Origin of the sequence: Pseudodesulfovibrio senegalensis (genome assembly GCF_008830225.1) — a bacterium.
GTDB classification, from domain to species: domain Bacteria; phylum Desulfobacterota; class Desulfovibrionia; order Desulfovibrionales; family Desulfovibrionaceae; genus Pseudodesulfovibrio; species Pseudodesulfovibrio senegalensis.
Map to the genome: position 1 here is coordinate 695718 of NZ_WAIE01000001.1, position 26093 is coordinate 721810.

General features: G+C 58.9%; 21 protein-coding genes. 9 read left to right on the forward strand and 12 right to left on the reverse strand.

Annotated elements, in window-relative coordinates; genetic code table 11:
* Nucleotides 1-74: 74 nt before the first annotated feature.
* Nucleotides 75-830 carry a glycosyltransferase family 2 protein gene (locus F8A88_RS03155; RefSeq protein WP_151149609.1) on the reverse strand — a complete coding sequence of 252 codons (756 nt, stop codon included), beginning with the start codon at nt 828-830 and terminating at the stop codon, nt 75-77.
* A gap of 109 nt (nt 831-939) precedes the next feature.
* On the opposite strand from F8A88_RS03155, the gene F8A88_RS03160 reads away from it, so the two are divergent.
* The 4 genes from F8A88_RS03160 (at nt 940) to F8A88_RS03175 (ending at nt 4270) form a co-directional block, all read left to right on the forward strand.
* Complete coding sequence (locus F8A88_RS03160) at nt 940-1602, forward strand: substrate-binding periplasmic protein (RefSeq protein ID WP_151149610.1); 663 nt, start codon at nt 940-942, stop codon at nt 1600-1602.
* 84 nt (nt 1603-1686) lie between these two features.
* On the forward strand, nt 1687-2199 hold the full coding sequence (locus F8A88_RS03165; protein ID WP_241667366.1) for a YeeE/YedE thiosulfate transporter family protein: 513 nt from the start codon (nt 1687-1689) through the stop codon (nt 2197-2199).
* Nucleotides 2196-2720, forward strand: a complete 525-nt coding sequence (locus F8A88_RS03170) for a DUF6691 family protein (RefSeq protein WP_151149612.1) — start codon at nt 2196-2198, stop codon at nt 2718-2720. The genes F8A88_RS03165 and F8A88_RS03170 overlap by 4 nt, the downstream gene beginning before the upstream one ends.
* Before the next feature lie 242 nt (nt 2721-2962).
* On the forward strand, nt 2963-4270 hold the full coding sequence (locus F8A88_RS03175; protein ID WP_241667322.1) for a Na+/H+ antiporter NhaC family protein: 1308 nt from the start codon (nt 2963-2965) through the stop codon (nt 4268-4270).
* 319 nt (nt 4271-4589) lie between these two features.
* Here F8A88_RS03175 and F8A88_RS03180 read toward each other — a convergent pair whose 3' ends face one another.
* The 4 genes from F8A88_RS03180 to upp all read right to left on the reverse strand — a co-directional run bounded on the left by F8A88_RS03180 (nt 4590) and on the right by upp (nt 8307).
* On the reverse strand, nt 4590-5435 hold the full coding sequence (locus tag F8A88_RS03180; protein ID WP_151149613.1) for a mechanosensitive ion channel family protein: 846 nt from the start codon (nt 5433-5435) through the stop codon (nt 4590-4592).
* 145 nt (nt 5436-5580) lie between these two features.
* On the reverse strand, nt 5581-6078 hold the full coding sequence (locus tag F8A88_RS03185) for a hypothetical protein (protein ID WP_151149614.1): 498 nt from the start codon (nt 6076-6078) through the stop codon (nt 5581-5583).
* A gap of 240 nt (nt 6079-6318) precedes the next feature.
* Nucleotides 6319-7605 carry a uracil-xanthine permease family protein gene (locus tag F8A88_RS03190; protein ID WP_151149615.1) on the reverse strand — a complete coding sequence of 429 codons (1287 nt, stop codon included), beginning with the start codon at nt 7603-7605 and terminating at the stop codon, nt 6319-6321.
* A 75-nt stretch (nt 7606-7680) separates the two neighbouring features.
* Nucleotides 7681-8307, reverse strand: coding sequence for a uracil phosphoribosyltransferase (upp, locus tag F8A88_RS03195; protein WP_151149616.1), 627 nt, complete (start codon nt 8305-8307; stop codon nt 7681-7683).
* 175 nt (nt 8308-8482) lie between these two features.
* Here upp and F8A88_RS03200 point away from each other — a divergent pair, with 175 nt between their 5' ends.
* The 5 genes from F8A88_RS03200 (at nt 8483) to clpB (ending at nt 15109) form a co-directional block, all read left to right on the forward strand.
* Nucleotides 8483-10147 carry a dephospho-CoA kinase gene (locus F8A88_RS03200; RefSeq protein ID WP_151149617.1) on the forward strand — a complete coding sequence of 555 codons (1665 nt, stop codon included), beginning with the start codon at nt 8483-8485 and terminating at the stop codon, nt 10145-10147.
* On the forward strand, nt 10144-10881 hold the full coding sequence (locus tag F8A88_RS03205; RefSeq protein ID WP_151149618.1) for a rhomboid family intramembrane serine protease: 738 nt from the start codon (nt 10144-10146) through the stop codon (nt 10879-10881). The genes F8A88_RS03200 and F8A88_RS03205 overlap by 4 nt, the downstream gene beginning before the upstream one ends.
* Before the next feature lie 267 nt (nt 10882-11148).
* Nucleotides 11149-12117, forward strand: coding sequence for a DnaJ C-terminal domain-containing protein (locus tag F8A88_RS03210; RefSeq protein WP_151149619.1), 969 nt, complete (start codon nt 11149-11151; stop codon nt 12115-12117).
* A 10-nt stretch (nt 12118-12127) separates the two neighbouring features.
* Nucleotides 12128-12463 (forward strand): chaperone modulator CbpM, encoded by a 336-nt coding sequence (locus F8A88_RS03215; RefSeq protein WP_151149620.1) that lies wholly within the window; start codon nt 12128-12130, stop codon nt 12461-12463.
* 42 nt (nt 12464-12505) lie between these two features.
* A complete protein-coding gene (clpB, locus tag F8A88_RS03220; RefSeq protein WP_151149621.1) occupies nt 12506-15109 on the forward strand; it encodes an ATP-dependent chaperone ClpB in 2604 nt (867 codons plus the stop codon).
* Nucleotides 15110-15245: 136 nt separating this feature from the next.
* On the opposite strand, the gene F8A88_RS03225 is transcribed toward clpB, so the two are convergent.
* From F8A88_RS03225 to F8A88_RS03255, 7 genes are all read right to left on the reverse strand, one after another.
* Nucleotides 15246-15815 (reverse strand): NADPH-dependent FMN reductase family protein, encoded by a 570-nt coding sequence (locus F8A88_RS03225; RefSeq protein ID WP_151149622.1) that lies wholly within the window; start codon nt 15813-15815, stop codon nt 15246-15248.
* Between the two features lie 43 nt (nt 15816-15858).
* The gene (locus F8A88_RS03230; RefSeq protein ID WP_151149623.1) at nt 15859-16446 is read right to left on the reverse strand and encodes a class I SAM-dependent methyltransferase; all 588 of its coding nucleotides are present in this window, start codon (nt 16444-16446) and stop codon (nt 15859-15861) included.
* A 15-nt stretch (nt 16447-16461) separates the two neighbouring features.
* Nucleotides 16462-20442, reverse strand: coding sequence for an acyl-CoA dehydratase activase (locus F8A88_RS03235; protein ID WP_151149624.1), 3981 nt, complete (start codon nt 20440-20442; stop codon nt 16462-16464).
* Nucleotides 20443-20592: 150 nt separating this feature from the next.
* A complete protein-coding gene (locus F8A88_RS03240) occupies nt 20593-21069 on the reverse strand; it encodes a MarR family winged helix-turn-helix transcriptional regulator (RefSeq protein WP_151149625.1) in 477 nt (158 codons plus the stop codon).
* Nucleotides 21070-21132: 63 nt separating this feature from the next.
* On the reverse strand, nt 21133-22458 hold the full coding sequence (locus F8A88_RS03245; protein WP_151149626.1) for a hypothetical protein: 1326 nt from the start codon (nt 22456-22458) through the stop codon (nt 21133-21135).
* Nucleotides 22455-23345 (reverse strand): outer membrane lipoprotein-sorting protein, encoded by an 891-nt coding sequence (locus F8A88_RS03250; protein ID WP_241667323.1) that lies wholly within the window; start codon nt 23343-23345, stop codon nt 22455-22457. The genes F8A88_RS03245 and F8A88_RS03250 overlap by 4 nt, the downstream gene beginning before the upstream one ends.
* Nucleotides 23346-23408: 63 nt before the next feature.
* A complete protein-coding gene (locus tag F8A88_RS03255) occupies nt 23409-26048 on the reverse strand; it encodes an efflux RND transporter permease subunit (RefSeq protein WP_151149627.1) in 2640 nt (879 codons plus the stop codon).
* Nucleotides 26049-26093: the final 45 nt, after the last annotated feature.

Here is a 26093-nt window from a genome sequence, read left to right on the forward strand (position 1 = left end):
TTTATCCGTTCATGAAACAAGGCCCTGCATCGTGATGGTGCAGGGCCTTTTTGTGTTCTTGTGGTGTGTGCGATTCAGCGGCCCCAATCGCCTTTCTCTTCTATGCGAATATATTTCTGGAAGGTGTAGTAGAAGCCTGCCAGGGCGTTGCATAGCCCGGCCAGTCCGTCCAGAAAGCCGAGCTTGAGCAGGTAGAGTTTGAAAAAGCGTATTTTTGCGTGGGCCAGCGCGCGCACAAAGCCGCCCTTGCGTCCCTTTTCCCGCAGGGCCTTGGCACCTTCTTCGGCATAGTAGTTGATTTTTTCCATGTGTTCGAAAAAGGAATTATACGGATAGTGCAGGATGTCGCCGGAAAGCCTGTGCGTTTTCCCGATGGGTTCAAAATGGTAGTGTGCTCCGCTGGCCGTGACGTTCATGCGCCCGTTGCGGAATACGCGCAGCAGGTAATCCGGGTACCAGCCGGAATGTTTCATGAACCGGTTGAAATAGAAGGAGCTGCGTGGAGTGTAGTACCCGGCCACGTCTTCGTCTTTGTTTATTGCGGCGCGGATGCTGCTCCGGAGTTCGTCCGTAAGCATTTCATCCTGGTCAAGGCTGACGATCCAGTCGGAATCGATTTGCGCAAGGGCAAATTCGAACTGCTTGACCGGGCCGGGCCACGGACGGACTACCACTTCGGCGCCGCATTCTTCGGCTATGGCTGTGGTCTTGTCCGTGCTTTGGGAGTCCACGACCAGCAGGCGGTCGCAGAAATCGAGCGACTTCAGGCATTCCCTGAGCCAGCGTTCCCCATTATATGTCAGGACCAGACCGGTCACTGTTTTGTTCATGGTTTTCTCCTCAAAGGATTTGCGCGAAACAGTACAGATTTCCGCGTGAGGGGTCCAATATTGATTTGTGTGTTTGCCGGGGCGTTTGTATTTGTGGTACGCATTAATAATGAAAACCATTGTTTGTGCGGTCATTCTTCTTGCATGCCTTGCGATGCCGGTTCAGGCAAAGGCCGGGGGGCACCTCGTATTTGGTGTTTCCGAACAGATGGCTTTCAGCGACAACGCGCGCCAGCTTTTGCAACGCGTATATTCATCCCTCGGGTATACCTTGGAATTTCGTCCCATTCCCATGTTGCGTTCCCTGAAAGAAGCCAACAATGGCCGACTGGACGGGGAAATATGTCGCATGCAGGCGATTGCGTCACAGTATGCCAATCTTGTTCGGGTCGGGGTGCCGCTATGTACGATTCAGGTGGTTGCGGTTGCCGCACAGCCGCTGGAACTGTCCGGTTGGGAAGACTTTGCCGACCTTCGGGTTGCGCGTCGTCGAGGCGCTGTCGGGTTGAATTCCATGCTGCCGTCCGAAGCCACGGTCATGGTCGCCCCCGACGTGCAAAAGGCTTTGGATTTCGTTGCCGGAGGGCGTGTGGACGTTGCCCTTCTCGCCCGGTCCAACATCTACCCGTGGATGCACGCGTCCCAGTATAAGCAGCTGCATGTCATCCCCCTGCAGTTTGGCAGGATTAGCTTGTATCATTATCTGCACAAGGACCATGCCGATCTTGTCCCACGGGTCGAGTCCGCGCTTCGTGATCTTTTGTCCCAATGAGTTTTTTTTGTTGCTGTGGTTTTCCCAAGGCATGTGTTGTGGTATGCCATGCATGATCGTTGATTTGTCCAAGGAGGTAACATGATTCATAAGAGTAGAGCCTGGAGCCCGTATGTGGCCGGGGCCTTGAGCGGTCTTTTGAGCATCGCTTCGGTGTTGGTGGCGGGCAAGTATCTCGGGGCTTCCACGACTTTTGTACGGGCCGTGGGCATGATCGAGAGAACCGTTTCCGCCCCGTTGGTCGACACTCCCTATTTTCTCAAATACACGCTGGGCGTTGACTGGCAGTTCCTGTTCGTCACCGGAATCATTCTTGGGGCGTTCATTTCGTCGCGGCAGGACGGCTCCTTTCGCGTGCAACTGGTGCCGGACATGTGGCAGCGCAATTTCGGTCCGGGCGGGGTCTACCGGTCCATAATCGCGTTCGTGGGCGGCATGGTGGCCGTGTACGGCGCGCGGTTTGCGGGCGGCTGCCCCAGCGGTCATGGCCTTTCCGGGCTGACGCAGCTTTCGGTGAGCGGCTTTGTGGCTGCCGCGTGCTTTTTTGCGGGCGGCATTGTTTCCGCCAACATCATGTACGGGAGGGGACGCCGATGAAACCGCTGATAGGGCTTGTTACCGGAATCGTTTTCGGCTTTCTGCTCCAGAAGGCACGGGTGCTGCGCTATGACAAGCAGGTGGGCGCATTGCGACTCAAGGACATGACCATTGTCAAGTTCATGCTCGCGCACATCATGGTGGCCATGGTGGGCATCTATCTGTTGCAGGACATGGGGCTGGTCAAACTGTCGCCAAAGGCCACGGTGCTGGGCGCAAATATTTTTGGCGGCCTGATTTTCGGTCTTGGCTGGGGGCTGGTGGGCTATTGCCCGGGCACAGCGGCCGGGGCATTGGGCGAGGGACGCGTGGATGCGGTTTTCGCCATGCTGGGCATGCTCGTGGGCGCGTCATTGTTTGCCCATACCTATCCGTGGCTCAAGGCCACCGTGTATACATGGGGTGTTTTCGGCAAGGTCACGCTTCCGGTTGTGCTGGGCGTCAACCATTGGCTGGTCATCGCCGTGTTGCTGGTTTTGTATGCCGGGCTTTTGCGTTTTCTGGAGCGCAGAAACTTGTAGCCGTTTGCATCATCGGCAAAAAAAAACGGTCCGCATGTCGAAAGGCGTGCGGACCGTTTTTATTGTGAGATGAGGGATATTGTTTGAGCGTTCGGGAATTTTTGATGCATATTTTTTATCAAAAGACAGTTTGAATGTTTTCTGATGACGAATTGTGAAATTCAAACCGGTTTTTCTGGACCTTGTTTCCTGAAAGCGTTACGTGCATTGCGTTTTCGCAACGCACAACAAGGTTGAGAGCATTGAAGAATACGAACGCGAACCCTGTGGCCCTGGCCCCGCTGGGGCTTTTTCTCGTCATTTTTATTGGCACCGGTCTGTATCTCACTTCCCGCGGGACCGACATGGCCTTTTACCAGCTTTCCGCCACGGTAGCCATTCTGCCTGCCATCATCTGGGCCGTGGTCATGGGGCGCGGCAGGGTCTCCGAAAAGATCAACATTTTTCTTTCCGGTGTCGGTGACATCAATATTGTCACCATGTGCATGATCTACCTGCTGGCCGGGGGCTTTGCCTCGGTGGCCAAGTCCATCGGCGGCGTGGAGGCCACGGTCAATCTCGGGCTGTCCGTCATACCGGCCACCATGGTCCTGCCCGGGCTGTTCGTCATCGGCGGCTTTATTGCCACGGCCATGGGTACATCCATGGGAACCGTAGCGGCAATCGCACCTATTGCCGTGGGCGTGGCGGAAAAAACAGACCTCGGCCTGCCGTTGCTCATGGGCGCCGTTGTGGGGGGCGCCATGTTCGGCGACAACCTGTCCATGATTTCCGACACCACCATTGCGGCCACGCGTACGCAGGGCTGTGAAATGGGTGACAAGTTCAAGATGAATTTCATGCTGGCGCTTCCGGCCGCGTTGGTTACTGTCGGCATTCTGGCGTTTCTGGGTTCCGGTGGAGAAATTCTGGTGCACGGCAGCTATGAAATAGCCAAGGTCGTGCCGTATGTGGCTATTCTTATCATGGCCGTTGCCGGGGTGAACGTCTTCACCGTGCTTGTTTCCGGAATCGTGCTTTGCGGCATGGTCGGGATGACGTTGACCCCGGGATTCACTCCGTTGTTTTTTGCCCAGAGCATCTACGCCGGCTTTACCGGCATGCAGGAGATTCTTGTCCTGTCCATGCTCATTGGCGGGCTGGGTGAACTCATACGCCTGCACGGCGGTGTGGACTGGATCATTCAGTTCATAGGAAAGCTGACCTCGGGTAAAAAGAGCACCCGCTCCGGTGAGTTTTCCATTTCCTTTCTGGCGGTATTGGCGGATTTGTGCACGGCCAACAACACCGTGGCCATCATCCTCACGGGCAACATGGCCAAGGAGATTGCCAAGCGCGACAACGTGGACCCGCGCCGCAGCGCTTCGCTGCTGGATATCTTTTCCTGCATTGTGCAGGGGCTGATTCCCTATGGCGCACAGGTGCTTCTGGCCGGTTCCATTGCCAAGATATCGCCGCTTTCCGTGGCTGGTTCCATGTATTATTGCTTTGCCTTGGCCGTGTCTGCGGTGCTGGGTATTTTGCTGGGCTTTCCTCGGGCGAAATCCTAGCATATCAATGCCCTTCGGGCGGAACAGGGCGCAGCCCTGCACCCGCAAGGGACGTGTCCCTTGACCCTTTTCGGTTGCACATTCTGCGAATGCGCAACGGGTGGGTTCATGAGAAAAGGGTTGGAATGGCTCATAACGGTGTTGTTTTGTTGCAGTAAAATCAAACCGCCCCCGGCATCGGATGATGCCGGGGGCGGTTTGATTTGAAACGGTTGCTTCCTGTCAGTGCGGTACGCGTATGCGCGAAGCGAATCGCAGGACCGCACCGACAGCCAGCGTTTCCAAGGGGATAATCCTCTTTGGCGCCGGCGGCGTTTTCCTAGTGTTCCTGATCTTCATTGAACATGTGCACGTCCATCTGCGGGAAGGGGATGGAAACGCCCTGTTCGTCAAAGGTCATCTTGATTTTTTCCAGCAGGTCAAAGCGGATGGCCCAGTATTCCGATGTCTTGCACCATGGGCGCACCACGAAATTCACGCTGCTGTCGCCCAGTTCGGATACGGCCACCGTGGGCGCGGGCGTTTTCAGTATGCGTTCGTCCGCGGCCACGATGTCTTCCAGAATCTTTTTGGCCTTGGGTATCATGTCGCCGTAGCCGATGCCGATGACCAGATCGATGCGTCGGGTGTCGTTGGCGGTCACGTTGACGATGGTGCCGCTGAGGATCGATGCGTTGGGCACGATCACGCTCTGGTTGTCCGGCGTGGTCAGGTAGGTGTTGAAAATCTTGATGGCCTCGACGGTTCCCGAAATTCCGGCAACGGTCACATAGTCGCCCTTCTTGAAGAAGCGCAGCAGGATGATCATGACGCCCGCCGCAAAGTTGGACAGGGAATCCTTGAGTGCAAGACCGACGGCCAGACCGGCTGCGCCCAGCACGGCAAGGAAGGAAGTGATGTTCAGCCCCATCTGCCCGAGCGCGGCCACGATCACGGCGGCCAGCGCCGCGTAATAGGTGATGCTGCACAGGAAGGACGTCAGGGTTTCGTCCACGTTGCCCCTCAGCAGCGCCTTGCGCATCAGGGCCACCAGCCGTTTGGCAATCCAGCGGCCCAGTATGAATACGATCAGGGCCACGACAATGTTGACCCCGTTGATGCTCAGCCAGGTGATTGCTGTTTCCGTAAGTTCCCGAACGAATTCCGGATTCAGAATATTGTCCATGCACAGTCCTCCATTGTTTTCTTGAGTGCGTGTATAGCAGGAATCCGGGGCGGTTGTCTTTGAGAATGTGAAACGATGGGAAGGGCGGGGGATTTTTTAAGGCCGGAGAAATCGGGAGGAGCTGCCTCCTCCCGGTGGTGGTTGTCTAGAACGGCTGGCCGTTGTTGATTTGTACATAGCCAGCAGTATACAGAGAGGTGCCTGTTCGCTGATAGTAGCACACTGCTCCAATGAGGGCCTTGCCAATTTTGTCGTTGTTCGCCTTCCATTCAATAATAGCATATCCCATTACATGCCTTTGAGCCGATGTATCACTGAAGGCTACCCGACGTGTAGAATTTGCTGGGATTGAAAATGTAGACCCTGTAGAAAGATGCTTTGCTCGACTTGTATTGTATGCGCCTGTATAAATTTTGGCTTCATCACCGATATCATTACCATCGTGATCATAAAAACGAACAGTGCATTCTACCTCTTCACTAGTGATGTTTGATAAATATACTTGAGTAGCTATATATTTTAATTCCGCGTAGCAATAGTCTCTCATCGCTGGTACCAATGTACTACCGTGCGATTCTGCAAACGCGGTTGATGCACCGGCCATGACCATGAGCGCGGCAATCAGGAACATGAATTTTTTCATTAGAGAACTCCTTTGTGATTGAGTGTGAAGATGACCAGCATGTGCTGACCTGATAAAAATAAACAATATGATATTGTTTGTTATTATTCTTCGCAGCTTATGTAAAGGGTGCTCATGTGATCATATGAAAAAGATTGATGAATTGAGGGGTTTTCGCAGTGAACTCAAGCAATGAAAAAGGCCGCCGAGTCCGGGGGAAGGACTCGGCGGCCTGAGCATCCGGGTGTATGGAACGACGGGTTAATCGTTCTTGATGGTGCAGGGATCCTTTTCTTCGGGCAGCAGTTCGTGGGAGCTGCCGGGCAGAATCAGGTTCAGCACCACGCCCACGATACCGGCCAGGCCGATGCCGCCGAGGCGGAATTCACCGCCGAAGGGCAGGGACATGCCGCCCACGCCGAAGATGACGATGATGGCCACGATGGCGAGGTTGCGGGCCTGCATGAGATCGTTCCCGGCCTTGACCAGCGTGTTCATGCCCACCACCATGATGGCCCCGAAGAGCAGGATCATGATGCCGCCCATGACAGGTACGGGAATGGTGGACAAAAATGCGCCCAGCTTGCCCACGAAGGCCAGCAGGATTGCCGTGATGGCAGCCCAGGTCATGATGCCCGGGTTGAAAACACGGGTCAGGGCCACGGCGCCGGAGACTTCGGAATAGGTGGTGTTGGGCGGGCCGCCGAGCATGGAGGCCAGCGAAGTCGCCAGACCGTCGCCCAGCATGGTGCGGTGGATACCCGGGTCCTTGACGTAGTCCTTGCCCGTCACGCAGCCGATGGCCAGCACGTCGCCGAAGTGTTCGATGGCCGGGGCAATGGCCACGGGCACGATGAACAGAATGGCTTCCCACTTGAATTCGGGCATGACAAAGGCAGGGACTGCAAGCCACGGAGCTGCGCCGATGGCTGCGAAATCAACCACGCCCAGAACAAGGGAAATCACATAGCCGACCGCAATGCCGGAAAGAATGGGGATGAGCTTGAGCCAGCCCTTGCCCATGAGCGAAACCAGCACCGTGGTGACCAGCGCGGAAAGGGATATGGTCAGCGCCTTCCACTCCACCACCAGAACGGTTCCGTCTCCGGCCTTGCCCAGAGCCATGGTAACGGCCACGGGAGCCAGGATCAGGCCGATGACCATGATGACCGGACCGGTCACGATGGGCGGCAGCACCTTGCGCAGGGCTTCCACGCCAAAGGTCTTCACCAGTCCGCTGAGCACCACGTAGAACAGTCCTGCCGCGGCCAGCCCGGACATGGTGGCCGGGATGCCCCAGGTCTGCACGCCGTAGATGATGGGCGCGATGAACGCGAACGACGACGCCAGAAATACGGGCACGCGTCCCTTGGTCACGATCTGGAACAGCAATGTGCCCGCGCCGGCCGTGAACAGGGCCACGTTGGGGTTGAGCCCGGTCAGCAGCGGGACCAGAACCAGCGCCCCGAAGGCGACGAACAGCATTTGCGCGCCGAGAAACGCGTCCTTTGGTTTGAAACTGTACTCCGTGGAATGCACGTCATGCATCAGACAACCTCCTCCTTACCTCGCATGTTGATTGAAAGAAATCCCCCAAAAAAAGGGCACGCCCTTTAGCGTGCCCTACTTGGTGCCGAAAATCTTGTCCCCGGCGTCCCCGAGTCCGGGGAGAATGTACCCAACGTCATTGAGCCGTTCGTCAATGGCCGCCGTGTATATTTCCACATCCGGGTGTTTGCTCATGATGCGCTCGATGCCTTCGGGCGCACAGCACAGGAACAGGCCGCGGATTTGCGTGCAGCCGGCATCCTTGAGCAGTTCGATGGTGGCTTCCAGCGTGCCGCCGGTGGCCAGCATGGGGTCCAGAATCAGGGCCATGCGCTGCTCGATGTTGTTGGCGAGCTTCACATAGTATTCCACGGGCTGCAGGGTTTCCTCGTTGCGGTAAAAGCCCACGACGGAAACCTTGGCGCCGGGAACCATGTCGGTAACGCCGTCCATCATGCCCAGCCCTGCGCGCAGGATGGGAACAACGGTGATCTTCTTGCCCTTGATGTTGTCCACCTCGACCTCTCCGGCCCAGCCGGTGATGGTCACCTTTTCGGTTTCCAGGTCTTTGGTGGCTTCGTAAGTCAGCAGTCGCGAAATTTCCGTGGAAAGAGCGCGAAAGCGGCTCGTGGAGATGTCGTTCTGCCTCAAAAGGCCGATCTTATGCTTGATGAGCGGGTGCTCAACCAGATGTACCGCCACGTGTGCGCCTCCTTGGGAGTTTATATTTTCCGGGATTTATTGCGTTCAGATGCACAAAATTTCCCCCTTGTAAGATCAAGAGGCCGGGTCGGTCAAGAGGTGAAATGCATCTTACGTTTTTGTCATGATCTCCTGTTGTTTTACTTTCCAACTATTCCCGGTATATGCTGCCTGCATGATCAAAACGGGCCAAAAGCGGCACTGGCAAATACAGGCCGGAAACGAAGCATACGGCATGCGGCTGGACAAGTTCTGGGCCGGAGAACTCGCGGAACAGGGCGTTTCACGCGGGCGCGTGCGCGATTGGATAGAATCCGGCCATGCCCTTGTGGACGGTGCGGCGGAAACCAGGGGCAAGCGCAAGCTGGCCGGAACCGAACTGCTGGAACTGGCCGAGCCTGCAGACGCCGTGAACCCGGATGCGCCGCAGCCCGAATCCGGGCCGCTTCCGGTTCTTTTCGAGGATGACTGCCTGCTGGTCATCGACAAGCCTGCCGGTCTGACCACGCATCCGGCTCCCGGCTGCCCGGACAACACCTTGGTCAACCGCCTGCTGCACCACTGGCCGGACATCGGGGCGGACCGCTCGGGCATGGACCCGTCGCGTCCGGGCATCGTGCACCGGCTGGACAAGGGCACCTCCGGCCTCATTGCCGTGGCCCGCACCGAAGCCGCCCGCCTCACGCTGGCCTCGGATTTTGCCGAACGCCGGGTCAGCAAGGTGTATCTGGCCATCGTGCACGGGCGCCCCGAGCCGCCCGCAGCAGACATTGACGCACCCATGGGCAGGCATCCGTCCATCAAGACGCGCATGGCCGTTTTGCCCAAGGGCGGACGCGAGGCTCGCAGCCGCTACCGCACCCTGTGGACCGACCCGCTTGGCCGCGCCAGCCTCGTTGCCGTGCGCATCTTCACGGGGCGAACCCATCAGATTCGCGTACACATGGCCCATGTCGGGCATCCCCTGCTGGGCGATACCGTGTATGGCGATGCCACACGCATGGAAACCTTGGCCGAGACCATGCCGGATGTAACGGCAGAGCGGCAGATGCTGCATGCCTTCTGGCTGCGGATTGCCCATCCCGAATCCGGGGAGACCATGCGTTTTTTGTGCGAACCGCCCGAGGATTTCATGGGCGTGTTGCGTGGGCTGGGGCGCATATGCCTGCGTGTTGGGCTGGTGGGCATGCCCGGCTGCGGCAAGTCCACGGTGCTCGGCGTGTTGCGCTCCATGAGCATTGCGGTGTTCAGTGCGGACGAGTGCGTGGCGGAATTGTACGAGCCGGGGCATGACGGAGCGGAAATGATACGGGGCCGTTTTGGCGGACGGTATTCGCTGGAGAACGGCGGTGTGAACAAGCCCTCGCTGTTTGCGGCCATGCTCGAGGACGACGCTGTCCGGCGCGAGGTCATGGATATGGTGCATCCCATGGTCAAGCATGCCTGCGAGAAGTTTTTCGAGGACCATGCGCATGATTGTCTGGCCGTGGCCGAGGTACCCCTGCTGCTGGAGGGCGGCTGGCACGACGACGGCGTGGTGGACGAGGTTGTGTACGTTGATTGCCCGGACGAATTGCGCACCGGGCCGTTTCGCGAGTCTCGCGGGCTGGCTCCGGAAACGCTGGCCGCATTTGATTCATGGCAATGGCCCGCTGCTGACAAGCGTGCCTGCTGCGCGTGGGAGATCCGCAACCACGGCGACAGGGCGGTTCTGGAATCCGAAACGCGGCGCGTTGTGCGGGAACTGCGCGAGGCCGCGGCTGACAGGGGAGAAGCCCATGAACAGTGGCTGGAACGGTTGTGGCCGCAGTTGGCCGAAGAACTGGACGGTGAATCATGATTCCCCTGCATGACGACGTTCCCCGCGTGCACCCGCCTGTTGCGGTGGTGGTGCTTATTGTCATCAACGTCCTTGTCTTTTTGTACGAGGTCGGGCTGGACCCGCACTCCAAGGTGCGGCTTTTCCATTTCTTCGGCGTTGTTCCCAACCGTTTCCTGAATCCCGAGTGGGCTGCTTTCGCCGGTTATCCCGAGGCTTCGGTGGTTCCTTTTTTCAGCTACATGTTCCTGCACGGCGGCTGGCTGCACCTGATCCTGAATATGTGGATGCTCTGGATATTCGGCGACAACATCGAGGACGTGACCGGACACGGCTGGTTCGTGCTTTTCTATGTTCTCTGCGGGCTGGTGGCCGTGGGCGTGCATATCCTTTCGGATGCTTCATCCGCAGTGCCCGTGGTGGGCGCGTCCGGGGCCGTGGCCGGCGTCATGGGGGCCTATATGGTCCTGTATCCCCACGGCAAGGTGCAGGTGTTGGTGCCGGTGTTTTTCTTTCCGCTGTTCTTCAGGATTCCCTCCGTACTCTTTTTGGGCGTGTGGGGGGCGTCGCAGTTTTTGAGCGGGGTCTTGACCATTGCCAACGGCGCGGCCCAGTCCGTGGCCGTATGGGCGCATGTGGGTGGCTTTGTTGCCGGCATTGCACTCATAACGGTATTTCGCGTGCGCGAGCGCTGTTATTATTGTTATGACCCGGATTTCCGCGATTATGACAAGCCCACAGAACGCAGGTCATGATCTGGGTTTGGGTAGGGCGCATTATGATCTCGTAGCACCCGGCATCCTGTCCGGCCCCATGGCGTGGGCGATCAAGCCCGCGAACCTCTTCGCTTTTCCCTCCAGTGTGTACCGAAATTGCGCAGGCTTCCCTGTGGAAAAAATAATTTTTCTGTGGAAAACTTTGACAAAAAAGATGACCGACCGCTTGACTTGGGCGGTGCGCGGTTTATGCTATGATACTGGAACGAACCACCTATTTTCGTTCAAAAGGAGATTCTTTTCCCCATGAGTGTGCAATACAAGGATTACTACAAAATACTCGGTGTCACCCGCAGTTCCAGTCAGGACGATATTGCCAAGGCCTTCAAGAAGCTGGCCCGAAAGTATCATCCCGACCTGAACCCCAACAACAAGGGGGCCGAGGACAAGTTCAAGGAAATCAACGAGGCGTACGAGGTCCTCAAGGATCCTGAAAAGCGCAAGATGTATGACCAGTTCGGTTCCGACTGGGAACATGGTCAGAACTTCCAGCCCCCGCCGGGCTTCGAGAATATGCGATTCAACTTCGGCGGTGGCGGTGGTGGCGGCTTCGGTCAGGATCCCGGCGGGTTCAGCGACTTTTTCGAGACCATTTTCGGCGGTGGCGGCGGAGGCGATTTCCGGGGCGGTTTCGGCCGGGCAGGCGGTTTTCGCCAGCAGCCAAGGCGCGGCGCGGACTCCGAGGCCCTGTACGAGCTGAGTCTTGAAGAGGCCTATCAGGGCGGCAACAAGTCCATCACCCTGACCGAGCATGACCAGAGCGGCGTGCCCCGCACCCGCACGCTGGAAGTGCGCGTGCCCGCAGGAATCAAGGACGGGCAGCGCATCCGCCTGGCAGGGCAGGGCAATGCCGGCATGTCGGGCGGTCCGCGTGGTGACCTGTTCCTCAAGATCAGGCTGCTGCCGCATCACCGGTTTGCCGTGGACGGTGCCAACATCATCTATGAACTGCCCCTTGCTCCGTGGGAAGCCGCATTGGGCGCCACGGTTCGCGTTCCCACGCTGGACGGGCAGATCGACATGAACATTCCCGCGGGCATGGGGTCCGGCAAGAAGCTGCGCATACGCGGCAAGGGTCTTGGTGCCGGAGCGAAGCGGGGCGACCAGTTCGTGCGCGTCATGATACAGGTTCCGCCCAAGCTTTCGGACCGGGAAAAACAGCTCATGGAAGAGTTGGCTGAGGCCTCCTCGTTCAATCCCAGAGACAACCAGTAAGGAAGACCGTATGTCCACGACAAAAATCAAGCAGATGCTGCTCAAATTGCCGGGCCTGAACCTTCCGGAACGTTCGGAAAAAGTGGCTTGGGCCCAGATTGTGGAATTCACCGGCATCACCCCGTCCGGCATGGCCGAACTGATTGAACTGGGCTGGCTGGAACCGTCGCGCACCAGTGCGGACGAATATCTTTTCCCGTGCCGGGACGTGCTCCGCATCCAGAAGCTTTTGCGCCTGTGCAATGATCTTGAGATATCGGCCACGGGCGGCACCATTATCGTGGACCTGATGGAGCGGATCGAGGAATTGGAACGGGAAGTGGAAGAATTGCAACGACACTCGTAGGGCAAAGCGTTTGAGAATATTCCGATTCAGGAGGTAACGCATATGGACCCGAACAGATTTACACAAAAAACACAGGAAGCCGTTTCCGAGGCGCAGAACAAGGCCATACGGTCCGGCCAGCAGCAGATAGACTGCGAACACCTGCTTTTTGCCCTGGCAGCGCAGGAAAACGGCCTTGTGCCGCAGATATTGCGGAAACTGGGTGTGGAGCCTTCCGAATATTCCGGAGCCGTGGACGCCGAGATAGCTCGTCTGCCCAAGGTTTCCGGTCCCGGAGCCACTCCGGACCGCATCATGGTCACCGGCCGGTTGCAGACCGTGCTGGTCAAGGCCGACGACCACGCCAAGCGCATGAACGACGAGTTCGTGAGCGTTGAACATTTGTTCCTCGCGCTCATGGATGAACCCGCAGGCTCGGGCGTGGGCAAGGTCAACAGCCGTTTCGGCATCGACAAGGACAAGGTGCTTTCCGCACTGACTGAAGTGCGCGGCAACCAACGCGTGACCACGGACAATCCCGAGGCCACCTATGATTCGCTCAAGAAATACGGGCGTGACCTTGTGGACGAGGCCAAGTCCGGCAGGCTGGACCCGGTCATCGGCCGCGATGCCGAGATCCGCCGCGTGATCCGCATTCTTTCGCGCCGCACCAAGAACAACCCCGTGCTCATCGGCGAGGCGGGCGTGGGCAAGACCGCCATCGTGGAGGGGCTGGCCCAGCGCATCGTCAAGCAGGATGTGCCCGAGGGGCTCAAGGACAAGATAGTCTATTCGCTGGACATGGGCGCGCTCATTGCCGGGGCCAAGTACCGCGGCGAATTCGAGGAGCGGCTCAAGGCCGTGCTCAAGGAAGTGCAGGAATCCGCAGGCCGGATTCTCCTGTTCATCGACGAGCTGCACACCATCGTGGGCGCGGGCAAGACCGAAGGCTCCATGGACGCGGGCAACCTGCTCAAGCCCATGCTGGCCCGGGGCGAGCTGCATTGCATCGGCGCCACCACAACGGATGAGTACCGCAAGAATATTGAAAAGGACCCGGCTCTGGAACGCCGTTTCCAGACCGTCATGGTGGACGAGCCCACCGTGGAAGACACCATTTCCATTTTGCGCGGACTGCGCGAACGGTTCGAGGTGCACCACGGCGTGCGCATCTCCGACGGGGCCGTGGTCGAGGCTGCCGTGCTGTCCAATCGCTACATCTCCGACCGCCAGTTGCCGGACAAGGCCATCGACCTCATTGACGAGGCCGCTGCCCTGATTCGCACGGAAATCGATTCCCAGCCCTATGAGTTGGACAAGGCCAACCGCCAGATCATGCAGTTGGAGATTGAGCGAGAGGCCCTGAAGCGCGAAACCGACAAGGCTTCGCACGACCGGCTGGACAAGCTGGAGCGTGAGCTTGCGGATCTCAAGGAACAGCAGGCCCGGCTCATGACCCAGTGGCAGAATGAAAAGGGCGGCATTGAACGGTTGCGCACCATCAAGGCCGATATCGAGTCTGTGCGGCATCAGATCGAGGAGGCCAAGCGCGTCCACGACTACAACCGCGCCGCCGAACTGGAATACGGCCAGCTCAACGCGCTCATGAAGGAGCTGGAAGAGCGCAACAAGGCCATGGAAGAAGCGGGCGAGGGCCAGCGCATGGTCAAGGAGGAAGTCGGCCCGGACGACGTGGCGCAGGTCATTGCCCGCTGGACCGGCATCCCTGTTTCCAAGCTGCTGGAAGGCGAGCGCGAAAAGTTGCTCAAGCTCGGGGAGCAACTGCATGCCCGGGTCATCGGTCAGGATCAGGCCGTGCAGGCTGTTGCCGACGCCGTGCTCCGTGCCCGCGCCGGACTCAAGAATCCTTCGCGCCCCATCGGCTCGTTCATTTTCCTCGGTCCCACGGGCGTGGGCAAGACCGAGCTGTGCAAGACGCTGGCCCAGTCCCTGTTCGATTCCGAGGACAACATGATCCGCATCGACATGTCCGAATACATGGAGAAGCATACTGTGGCACGGCTCATCGGCGCGCCTCCGGGCTACGTGGGCTATGACGAGGGCGGCCAGCTTACCGAGGCCGTGCGCCGCAAGCCCTACAGCGTGGTGCTGTTCGACGAGATCGAAAAGGCGCACCACGACGTGTTCAACGTGCTGCTGCAGATATTGGACGACGGCAGGCTCACGGACAGCCATGGCCGCACTGTGGACTTCAAGAACACCATCATCATCATGACCTCCAACCTCGGTGCGCAGTACATGCTGGACGGCATTGCCGAAGACGGGGAGTTCAATCCCGGCGTGGAGGAACAGGTCATGGATACCCTGCGGCATCACTTCCGCCCGGAATTTCTGAACCGGGTGGACGAGAGCGTGCTGTTCCGGCCGCTGCTCATGGATCAGCTGACCATGATCGTGGAACTGTTGGTGCAGGGGTTGCGTTCGCGGCTTGAAGACCGCAACATCACGCTGGAGCTGAGCGACAAGGCCAAGGCGTTCATCGCCCAGTCCGCCTATGATCCGAGCTTTGGCGCGCGCCCGCTGCACCGTTATCTGCAGGCGCATCTGGAAACGCCGCTGGCCAAGCAGTTGATTGGCGGCGTGCTGGAAGACGGCATGAATGTCGTGGTGGATGAGCAGGACGGAGAACTGGTGTTCACGCACTGACTGTGTCCGCGCTTGGGAAATGCATGAAGATCACGGCCCCGCTTTCCGAGGAGAGCGGGGCCTTTTCATTGTGTGTTTTGCGGGCGGGAACCCGGTGTTCCCGCCCGGAGAGGAGGATTGCCGCCGTTGAGGGAGATCAGGCGGCAATCGCCTTGACCACGGGAAGCAGGGAATCGATGAGCGCGGCCACGCGGCCCCGTACCCCGGCAAGGTCGTCGCTGTTGGGACGGTCCTCGATGTTGCCCATCCTGCCCTGCGTGTTCATGAACTGCATGTTTTTGGGCACGAACGCGCCGGGCACGCACCATTCCGCGGCAATGGTCATGCCGAGATGATCGAAGAGCTGGCCCATGTATTTGACCGCCGGGACAGCCTCGGCCTCGCCCGTATGCGGTCCGGCATAGGTGCAATAGAGCGCCGCGAACTTGCCGGGAACGCGCGGGGAATTGGGCAGGATGCGTCCGGCCTTTTTGGCGGCTTCCATTTGCGCGTCCATCCATTTGAGCATGGCCTTGCCCGGCAGCCACGAGTACACGCCCGAACCCATGAATACGAGGTCGTATTCCAGCGGGTCGATTTCAGCATTGTCCGTGCGGATGTTCAGGGTGGTCACGGTGCATCCCGCATCTTGTGCGGCCTGGGTCACGGCGAGGGCGACCTTTTCGGTCTGTCCGTTCAGGGATGCGTATACGTTGAGTATCTTCATGGTTTTCCTTTGGTTGTTGCTTGTGATGCGCCGAAGCGCGGCCTCAGTCCTTATGGTATCGGACCAGATAATTGAACCCGAGGTCCGTGTAGCCTGTCCGCGAGAACCCGCAGGGCAGGGCCACGGCGTCCACGTCGCGCTCGGAAATGCGCATGGACAGGGGCGGTCCGAAATTCATTCTTTCCTTTTTGCATTCCAGCACGGCCACATGCCCCCCGGTTTTGAGTATGCGGTGCAGTTCCCGAAATAATGCCGGACCGTGGGTTTCGATGTCCATGCAGTGCAGGGATGTGGAGAGCAGGCACGTGTCCACGCATTGGTCGGGGAACGGCAGCGGCGCGCTCATGTCCTGCTCGTGGGTGGCAACGTTGGTTAGCCCGTGTTCCCGGCTTTGCTCCTCGACCACCCGGACCATGGCCGGATTCTGGTCCACGGCCAGCACAAGGCCGTCTTTGCCCACCTCCCGGGCCGCGCGCAGCGAATAGTCGCCCGGTCCGCACCCGAGGTCTGCGAAGGTCTGCCCGGGTTGCAGGGCCAATTCCCGGAAAACCTCGTCCGGGTCGTGCATGTGGTAGCTTGTGGGGCCTTTGCGTCCGTGTCCGTGCGTTTTTTTGCATGTCTGTCTGGTCATGGCGTGCTCCGTTGCCTACAGGTAGTGGATGAACGATTCGGTTCTGGTGGCGTCGTTTTCGTTTCTGTTGCCGTCAAAAGTCAGGGAAAGCAGCGGGGCATGTCCGTTGCCGTTCTGCGCGCCCCTTTGCAGGATACCCAGCGAGATGCCGGTGTTTTCATACATGGAGGACACGGCGATGACTCCCTGTGTGTCCGGCGGGCAGCAGCGGGCTTTGGCCGCCCGGTAGCGTCCGAACGAGCCCGCATAGTGGCCGAGTTGCGCGTCGGCCGCCGCAGCCAGTCGTTCATGGTCCGGCGCATAGGGGCTGGCTTCCTGCAAATGTTCGGACAAAACCTTCATTGCGTGGCGCAGTTCGTTCAGAAAGCGCAGGGCCTCCGGGGTGCGTCTGTCCTCTGTTTCCTGCGTGTAGTCGTTCCAGAAATGGTACAGGTTTTCTCCCAGCGGGGCCGAGGTCACGCGGTGCCCCTGCTCTTCCAGCCATTGCAACAGGCGGTCATTGAGCACGGAGTTGTAGAGCACCAGCGGCTCGCCGATGGCGAACAGTCGTTTGCCCTTTGCCGGGGCAGCCCGTTGCGTGCGGACTTCATTCGCCATATCGCACAGGGATTCCAAGGTCAGGGTCTGCTCGCGCACCATGGCCACAACGCGTTGAAGCATTTCATCGCGCACACTGGCCGGGGCCAGCAGCACCATGTCTCCGGCCAGCAGGCCGAGTTGCAGGGGGGTGGCCAGCGCAAGGGGCAGGCTCGGCGCGTCCTCAAGAAACGGCGAAAGCAGCTCCACGTGGCCCAAGCCCTGCTGGTCCAGTTTGGAGCGCAAAAAGCGGGCGTACTGTCCGTCCACTTCCGCGCCCTCGTTCTGGGGCAGCACCAGCACGGGGCGGCTGTCCGAAGCCATGGTGTTCACCGCCTGCTGCACGTCGCCCAGCAACGCGGCCATGGAAAAGTATTCGTTGGCCACGGTGTGTCTGCGTCCGGCCTCAATGGAGGCCGTGTCGGTTTCGGGCAGGATTTGCGTATCCCGGCCCGAGGCCGCAAGCTGTTCGCTGAATATTTGTGAATACGGATACAGGCGGGGCAGCAGCAGTTGTGCTTCCTGCGTCAGCGATTGCGGATCGGTCATGATGTTCACGAGCGGAGATTCGGGCAGGCCCGCAACGGTTTCGGGCGTGTTGCCGGAATTTGTTTCCAAACTGTTCACAAATGCTTCCACGCGGGTGATCACGCCCACGGCCGAGGAGTGCTCGTCCACCTCGATGGTCAGGTGGGGCTTGTCCTCCATGATGTCCCGGAAATAATGGCTCAGGACAGTGTCCGGACCGCAGCCGTGGTGGGTCAGGAATATGGCGTGCAGGTTGGGATGATGCCGCACCACTCTGGCGGCTTCCAGAATGTGCTGGCCAAAGGGCCAATACATGTTGGGGTGGTCGCGGAAGATATCCGCCTCCGGCGTGTCGAAAAACGGCAGGGTTTGATATCCCATTTCCGCCAGCCGGTCCGCTATGCCGAGATTCAGGGCCGGGTCGGCCACACCGTATATCTTGGAAATGAGCACGAAGGTTTTCTTTGTCGGATCCAGTGAAGCCATGGCTTCTTTCGCGCGCTGACCGATTCGCTGCTCAAAGGCGTGGTAGGATTCCATACCCTTTTGCAGGGCCTGCATGGTTTGCTCGGGCGTGCAGCCGAGTTGCGCGCCGAGGTCCATGAACATGGGGCGCATGAAGTCCGGCCCCAGATTGAAGGCGATGGTCGGGGCCAGCATCCTGATTCCCTTTTCCTCCAGCCGCATGGCCTTGTTGATGATCTTGAAGGCCAGCTGCATGTAGGCGCAACCATAGTTCTGGCGTGACTGGGAGCCGGGGTGCGCGACCGTGTACAGGTCCGGGAAGAACAGGTAGTCCACGTTTTTCTGCACGAGTTCGGCCGCGTGCCCGTTCATGAGCTTGACCGGGTAGCAGGTTTCGTCCAGCGAGTATTCCTGCGCCAATCGGATTGTCTTTTCGGATGTGGGTTCGGAAAGCACCACGTTGAGGCCGAGCGTCTTGAAAAAGGGGTAGAACATGGGGAACATGCCGTAGGTGAAGAGCGCCCGGGCCATGCCCACGGTTTTTTTGTTCGGGTCGGGTTCCTGTTCGTAGCCGTCGAAAATGAAGTCCTGAACGTCGCGGTTGAATGCGGATTCGGTTGCGGGCGTTTTTGCCTGTTCCTGATTGATGTGGGCGGTTTTTTCCTGCGGACTGAAGCCCTTGAACGCGGTCTTGGCTTCCTGCATCTGTTCGCGCGCGAGGATGGCCGCTCCGAACGCGCCGCTGACGCTGAAGAATTGCGGCACGATGACCGTTTTGTCCAGCACGGCCCGCAGCGCGTTGACCACGCCCTGATTATGGGCCACGCCGCCTTGAAACAGGATGGTTTTGCCGATGGGTTTCTGGCCCACCACGCGGTTCAGGTAGTTCTTGACGATGGAATAGCACAGGCCCGCGGCAAGGTCCTTGACCTCGGCCCCATGGGCAAGGTGTGCGGCAATGGCTGTTTCCATGAACACGGTGCAGCGTTCGCCCAAGGGAATCGGGTTTTGGCTTTCAAAGACCTTTTCACCGAGATCGTTGAGGTCGATGCCCAGTTTCTTTGCCTGTTCCTCGATGAAGGAACCGGTTCCTGCCGCACATATCTTGTTCATTTGGAAATCCGTGACAACGCCGTTGTTCAGGGCGATGAATTTGGAATCCTGCCCGCCGATCTCCATGACCGTGTCCACGTCCGGATTCAGGGCCAGTGCGCCCCGTGCCTGTGCCGTGATTTCGTCGCGCACAACGTCCGCGCCAACGAGCCTGCCGATCATGTACCGGCCCGACCCGGTGGTGGCCACGCCCGCTATGCGGATGGAATCCCGGAACTGGTCGTGCAGTTCACGCAGGCCCAGCTTGACCGCGGTGACCGGATCGCCCGAGGTGCGCAGATAGCGGTAGCCGATGATGCGGTTTTCCTGATCCGCCAGCACGAGGTTGGTGCTGGTGGAGCCGACATCGATGCCCAGCCAGCAATCGGTCAGTCCGGTGCCGTGAAGCTGCACGCAGTGGTGTTTGTTTTTTGCGTCATTGCTGCCGAAGCGGCCCAGCGGTTCAAGGGTCACGCCTTTTTCCGCGAGCAGGGGCAGCGGGGCGGTCGTTTCCAACGCTGCCAGCAGGGAATCCATGTCCAGCGCGAGCTGTTGCCGTGCCGCCAGCAGGGCGGTTCCCACGGCAGCAGCGGATTCACCATGGTTGGCCGTGACGAGTTGTTTTTCGTCAAGTTTGAGCACGAACCGCAACGCCTCTACCAGAACGCGGTTTTTGGAAACGCCGCCCGCGAACAGTATGGGAAGCGGCTTGTCCATGCCCCGCATGACCGCGCTCCGGTAGTTTTTTGCCACGGCATGGGCCAAGCCCAAAAGAATGTCGGGCACGGGAGTGCCTTCCTGCTGGTGGTGGATGATGTCCGTTTTGGCGAACACGCTGCACCTGCCCGCAATGCGCGGAACGTGCGTGCCCCGTGACGCCGTTGCCGCGTATTGTTCGATGTCTATGCTCAGCCGGGATGCCTGTTCTTCGAGAAAGGAGCCCGTGCCGGACGAGCAGCTCGAATTCATGGACACCTGCACTCCGGTTTTGTCGCTTTGGCTGAAATCCGTGACGTACTTGGCGCTTTGCCCGCCGATCTCAATGACGGATGCGCAGTTTGGGGCAAGCAGGAGCGCGCCTTCCACAAGGGCGGCCACTTCGTTGACCCCGGCGATGCCCTTGCCGCCCAGCATTTTCCGTCCGCTGCCCGTGATCGCGCCGTATTCGATGCGCTCCTTCCCGAGGGCTTCGCGGGCATCCGCGAGCAGAGCCTTGAGGGTTTGCCCGGCGTTGCCCCTGTGCAGTCTGTAGGCCGCGTGCCGGATGGTGCCGTTGGCGTCCGTGATCGCGATCTTGACCGAGGAATAGCCGATATCAATACCCATACTGAGCATGGTGCGCTCCTTGATTATTATAGTTAAGTTGCTAAACTGAAGTGCCAAAAAAAACGAATAGCATCAATGCACGGGGAGGCAGTGCGTCATGGCCGTTTTTGCCGACGTAAATGCACTGGTTGTCCGGCTTTGCAAATCGTCGGTGCCGTGTCAGGAGCCGAACAGTTCCTCCATGCGTTCATCCGCCACGCCTTCGATGACTGCCAGAATGGCCGAGACCGTGGCTATCTGCGGGTCGGAGAAATCTTCCAGTCTGCGGAACAAGGTACGCATGTGGCGTTCGTGAAATTTATCGTGCACCTTGAAGGCGTGCCATCCGGATTCCGTGAGAAATGCTTGGATTTCCTTGTTGTTGTCCGGCGCTTTTTCTCTGCGGGCGTAGCCTTTCTTTTCCAGCTTACCCACCATCTGCGACACGGCGCTTTTGGTTACGCCCAATGTGATGGCCAGGGTTTTCATGTTGCCGCCCTCGTTTTGGCCGATGGCCTGAAGGGTGTGGATTTCACGGGCCGTCAGCTCCACATCGTCGGCAATGCGTATGGGAAGTTCCTCAATACGGTCATGCTTGTTGATGATCCTGAGCAGCCTGCTGGTCATATGGCGAATGGCTTCTTCGTTATTGCTCATGGCTTGTTGATAAAGATGCTAAACGATGCTGTCAAGTTTGTTTTCATGTGACGTTTTCCGGGGTCAGAAGCTGTAGCGTATTGATGTATATATGTTAGAATTATTGGAGAATTGGCCGAAGAACGTTTCCGGGTGATTGCCAAAGAAAATGTTGGCACCCACGCTGGCCACGGTGGTGTCCGATATCTTGTATTCCGCGCTCGGGCGCAGGTAGGCGTCTTCGTCCGAGGGCGAGCAGTAGCCGTCCAGCGCGAGCGTCAGTGTCTGGTTCATGAACAGTTGGCTGAGCTGCACGGTGATCACGTGGCGGAATTCGTCCTTGGGCCTGCCCGTAGTCGTCCTGTCGCGGTATTCGCCATAGTCGAGCATCTGTTCTACGTAGTACTGCAGGTCAAGGGTGCAGTTTGCCCATACTTCCTGCCCATAGCCCACAACGTAGCGCATCTGCGAGTTGTGAACGTCCGCATTGGTGCCCCCGTTGCTTTGCGTGGAGTCGTAATAGGCGAATTCCGCATTGCCGATGCCCGGCCCGACCTGCCCGCGCACGCTGGCTCCGTAGGTATTCAGCTTGGGGAACGTGGCCGTGCCTTGGTCGTTTACGCCTTTGGGGTCTTTCCAATAGCCCCAGTAGCCGTACAGGGCCAGCTCGTAATTGTTGACGTTGCGGTAGACGCGCATGGCGAACTCGTCGTCCTCGAACCAGTCGTTCGGGGTGTCCACCTCCAGAATGTCGTCGTTGCCGAGCCGTTCGCCGTCCGCCGCGCTCCAATAGGATATGTATTCGCCGTTGATGTAGCGGTCCGGCTCGAACCGTGGCGTGTACACGAGGTCCACGTTGGCCAGATGGCTGAACAGCCCGACCTTGGCCGAGTTGCAGGGCGCCTTGAGGTATTCGGCGTCGCGGCCGATGAAAAACGACTGCCAGTCCTTGGGGAACATGTCGTTCAGGAACACAAGTCCGCCGGTTCCCCATGTGAGCACCTGCCGGCCGACTTTTATGTCGACGTTGTCGGACGGCCGGGAGAATATCCATGCCTCGCGGGTATCGAAAACCACGGATTCGGTCACGCCGTCCGTGCGCAGATCGCCCTTGAACTTGAAATCCGCCCAATCCGTATAGGTGAACATCTCCAGTTGCAGGGTGGCCTCGGCAACCGAGACGCCTTTTTCGTCCGGATCGTTGCGTGTGCGCATCCCGGCCCGCGTCTCCACGTAGCCGTTGATTTCCAGCGGGGGAAACCGTTCGGCCAGCCGGTCCAGCAGCGAGGGGGCGGATGTCTGCGCGGTTACGTTTTCCGTGATGCCGGTTGTCCCGGCAGCGGCCGGTGCGGCCAGGGCCATGATCAGCCCCAGCCACACGGCCGCGCAAATGGTTGCGCCTTGGTTCATCGCATCACTTCCCGGGGCGGCCTTCTCAGGTAGCGTTCCCCGAAGAGCTCGTCTTTCAGGGGGATGTCGTAGCGGATGTCCGAGTAGGTCATTGTGGTGGTGCTGCCGGTTTCGAGGTTACGCACCATGGAGTTGGTGACCGTGGGATAGACGTTTCCGTTGTCGGTTTTCACGTTTTCCACCTTGACCACTTCCATGATGCGGTACAATTGCCCGCCGGGCTTGTAGTATTCCACGAGCATGGGCAGGTAGGTCTTCTGGTCCACGTGGGCCACATAGTGGGAGAACTCCACACTCCCGGGATCGAGCGGCGTGTTCCTGATGACGAAGTTTCCGCTTTTTGTGTCCACGAGTTCGTGCCTGTCCTCGCTCAGGTTCCGTCCGGATATGTCTTCATAAAGGAAATCCGAGCCCGCGAAGCTGGTGCGTTTGTCCCCGGCCGCGATGCGTTTCACCAGATCAAGGCTCGGCATGTACAGCCAGCGCGAGTCGTCCTGTCCCGGTTCCGTGGTCTTGTGCACCAGAAAGACCATTTTGCGCACGTCTGCCGGAGCCTTGAAGTAGGTCAGGTACAGCTGGTCGCCGTCGTCCTGTCCGTTGTTTTTACGGATGATGTTCAGGGAGCGGTTGCGGACCCTGCCCTGGCTGTCCACGATTTTGAGCGCTACCGTGCCCTTGCAGGTGTCGCCTTGGTACAGGGCCGCGTGGTTGGCCCGTTTCACTATTTCATCCACTCCGGGACCGGCGTCCGGAACCGGATTCGCTGCGGCGGCAGGGGTTGCCGCAAAGGATATTTCCATCAGCAGCAGGGTGGAGGCGATGACCAGCGCCGCCATGAGCGTGATCAGAAAGGCCAGCGTTCCGAGCAGGAATGATTTCATCTTCATCTCTCCCTCCTCGGCCATTGCGGTGTTCATTGTTCTTGCGTGCATGTTTTCATCCTCCGTTTGTCAGGCGTTTTTTGCGGGAGAGCCGGAAAAGAAACGCCTGCTGGCAAGGGTTATGATTGCCGGCATGCCCACCAGCGTGAGCATCCCGGAGAGCAACATGATGGACGAGAGCAGCAGGCTGGTCGTCCGGTAGGGTACGAGCGAGGACAGCAGCATGGGCAGAAAGCCTATGGCGATGACCAGCACGTTGCGGCTGATGGCCCGCGCCGGCGCGTCGAACATCATGGGCACGGTTTCGCGCCACGAGCCGGTTTTTGCGTATATGGACCGGCTGCGCTCCACGAAATGGATGGCGAAGTCCACGGACATGCCCAGCGTGAGCACACCGAGAACGGCCACGGGCATGTCGTAGTCCTTGCCGATGATGCCGATAAATCCGTAGATGAACGCGATGGTCAGGGTCAGCGGCACCATGCACAGCAGGCCCCACTTCAGGGAGCGGAACAGGAATACGGCCATGATCAGGACAATGCCGAAGCTGCCGAGAAAGGAGCGGAGCATGCCCTGCACCATCTGGTTCTGCCAGGCAACGTTGATGTATGTCAGGCCCGCCCAGCTGTGATTCATGGGCGCGGGCGGCGGGTTGTTCTCAAAATAATCGTCCACGAAGTTCTCCACGGACTCCATGACTTTATTGTCTCCGCTGGAGAGCTGGACAACGGCGCAGGCATGGCCGAAGTCCGGGGTCACGAAATGCCACAGGTCGTGGGGCCGGTGCCCCTGCTGGAACTGCATGTAGCATTCGCCCACGCTTTGCAGCTTGCCCGGCACGCGGTAGTTGGCCGTGGAGCCGTCCAGCATTTCCTGGTTGATCTTGCTGACCACGTCGGCCGGAGACACGGCCTTGCCCACCAGCCCCTCACGTTCCAGTTCCTGTTGCAGGCCGGAAAGATATTGCAACACGTCCGGGCGTTTGAAGGTTTTGAGGCGTTCCTGTTCAAGGCTGAAGAAGCTCTTGAGTTCGTCATAGACATAGTAGTCGTCGTCGGACGACCGCTCTGCCCGTTCATCGGCCAGCGCAATGGCCGAATCCAGAAACGGTCTGTCCGGCTCCCCGGCCTCGGCCGTGTTCCAGATGTCCCTGAGCAGCCGGTCCGCCAGCTTTTTGGCATTGGGTGCGTGGGGCGACATCTTTTGCGCGAATTCCATGAATCGGCTGGAGACATCCTGCCGGAATTCCGGGCTGCTGGTGTTTGCCTCCTGTCCGTCCAGAATCAGGTAGGCCGGGTGCGTGCCCTTGAAGTGGGCGTTGAGCGCGGTGTCCGCTTTGCGGATGGGGTGCTCGGGCGCAAACCATTTGACCGGGTTGTCGTTGATCTGGATTTGCGAAATGCCCCAGAACGATACGCACAGCAGGATCACCAGCCCGGCAACGACGGGCTTTGCCTGCTTGTAGGCCGTGCGCCCTGTTGCCAGAAGCACCCTGCCCATGAGGGTGTGGCTGTCTTTTGCGTGCGCCTCGTAGCCGAAGTTGCGAAACGCGTTTTTGGGCAGGACCATGATGTAGGCGGGCACGAAGATGATGGTCAGCAGCCATGCAGCCATGATGCCGATGCCCACGAACACGCCGAAGACCTGCACGGGCGGGATCGGGGTGAGCGCAAGGGAGAAGAAACCGGCCGCCGAAGTCAGCGAGGTGTAGAGCATGGGCATGAACAGGGTGTCCAATACCTCGCGTATGGTCTGCTTGCGTCCCTTTTCCGGGCTGTAGCAGTCAAAGAATTCCGAAAGGATGTGAATGCAGTCCACCACGGCTATGGACATGAGGAATACCGGGATCATGGAGCTCATGATGTGTACGTCGAAACCGAGGCCGATCATCAGCCCCATGGCCATGACCACCGAGAACGTGGCGATGAGCATGGGCAGGATGGTCAGGGACAGCTTGCGGAAGAAATAGAAGAGCAGCAGGAAAATGGTTCCCATGGCCAAAGGCGAGGCCACCATCATTTCCGTGAACATTTCCACGCCGATGGCGTCCTGCGCAACGGGCAGCCCGGTGATGTGGAACTGGTCTCTGCCGTTCAGGGTCGCGATCTTCTCATTGAGCGCCGTATATACGCGGTAGCTGAAGCGTTTGTCCGTGAGCGGCAGGTACAGGCACAGGGCCTTGCCGTCCTCGGAGGCCATGCGTCCGGCCAGCATGGGGTTGGCCATGATCTTTTCGCGCACGGCCAGCGCCTGTTCCCGTGTTTCGGGAGGGGCGGGCATGAGCCAGTCAAAGGCGATGGTCCCGGGCCCGGCCTGACTGATGTGCTCCACCAGCGATGGGGCGATCATGTCCACTTCGATGACACCCTGTTCCCTGTCCGGATGGTCCGGGTCTTCCCAGCGCAAGGTCTTGGCAAATTGTGCCACCGTGTGAATGTTTTGCAGGGTTTGCGGAGTGAAGACTCCGTCCGGGTCGGTCTCGTTGACAATGCCCACCACCACGATTTCCGAAAGATCGAAGGTCTTTTTGGCCTGATTGTGAAAAAGGCGGGAGGCCTCGTTTTCCGGGAGCATGTGCTCGGGGTCCGTATCTATGTTCACCTGCGGGAAAAACGAACCCGTGATTGCGGTGGCCATCAGGATGAGCAGGATGGTGACCCAACTGCGGTGAATCGCGAAACCCACGAGGGCGTTTTTGATTGCTTTCATTGTTTTCTCCGTATTTTCTGCTTTTGGTAAAGCTGCTAAACTATA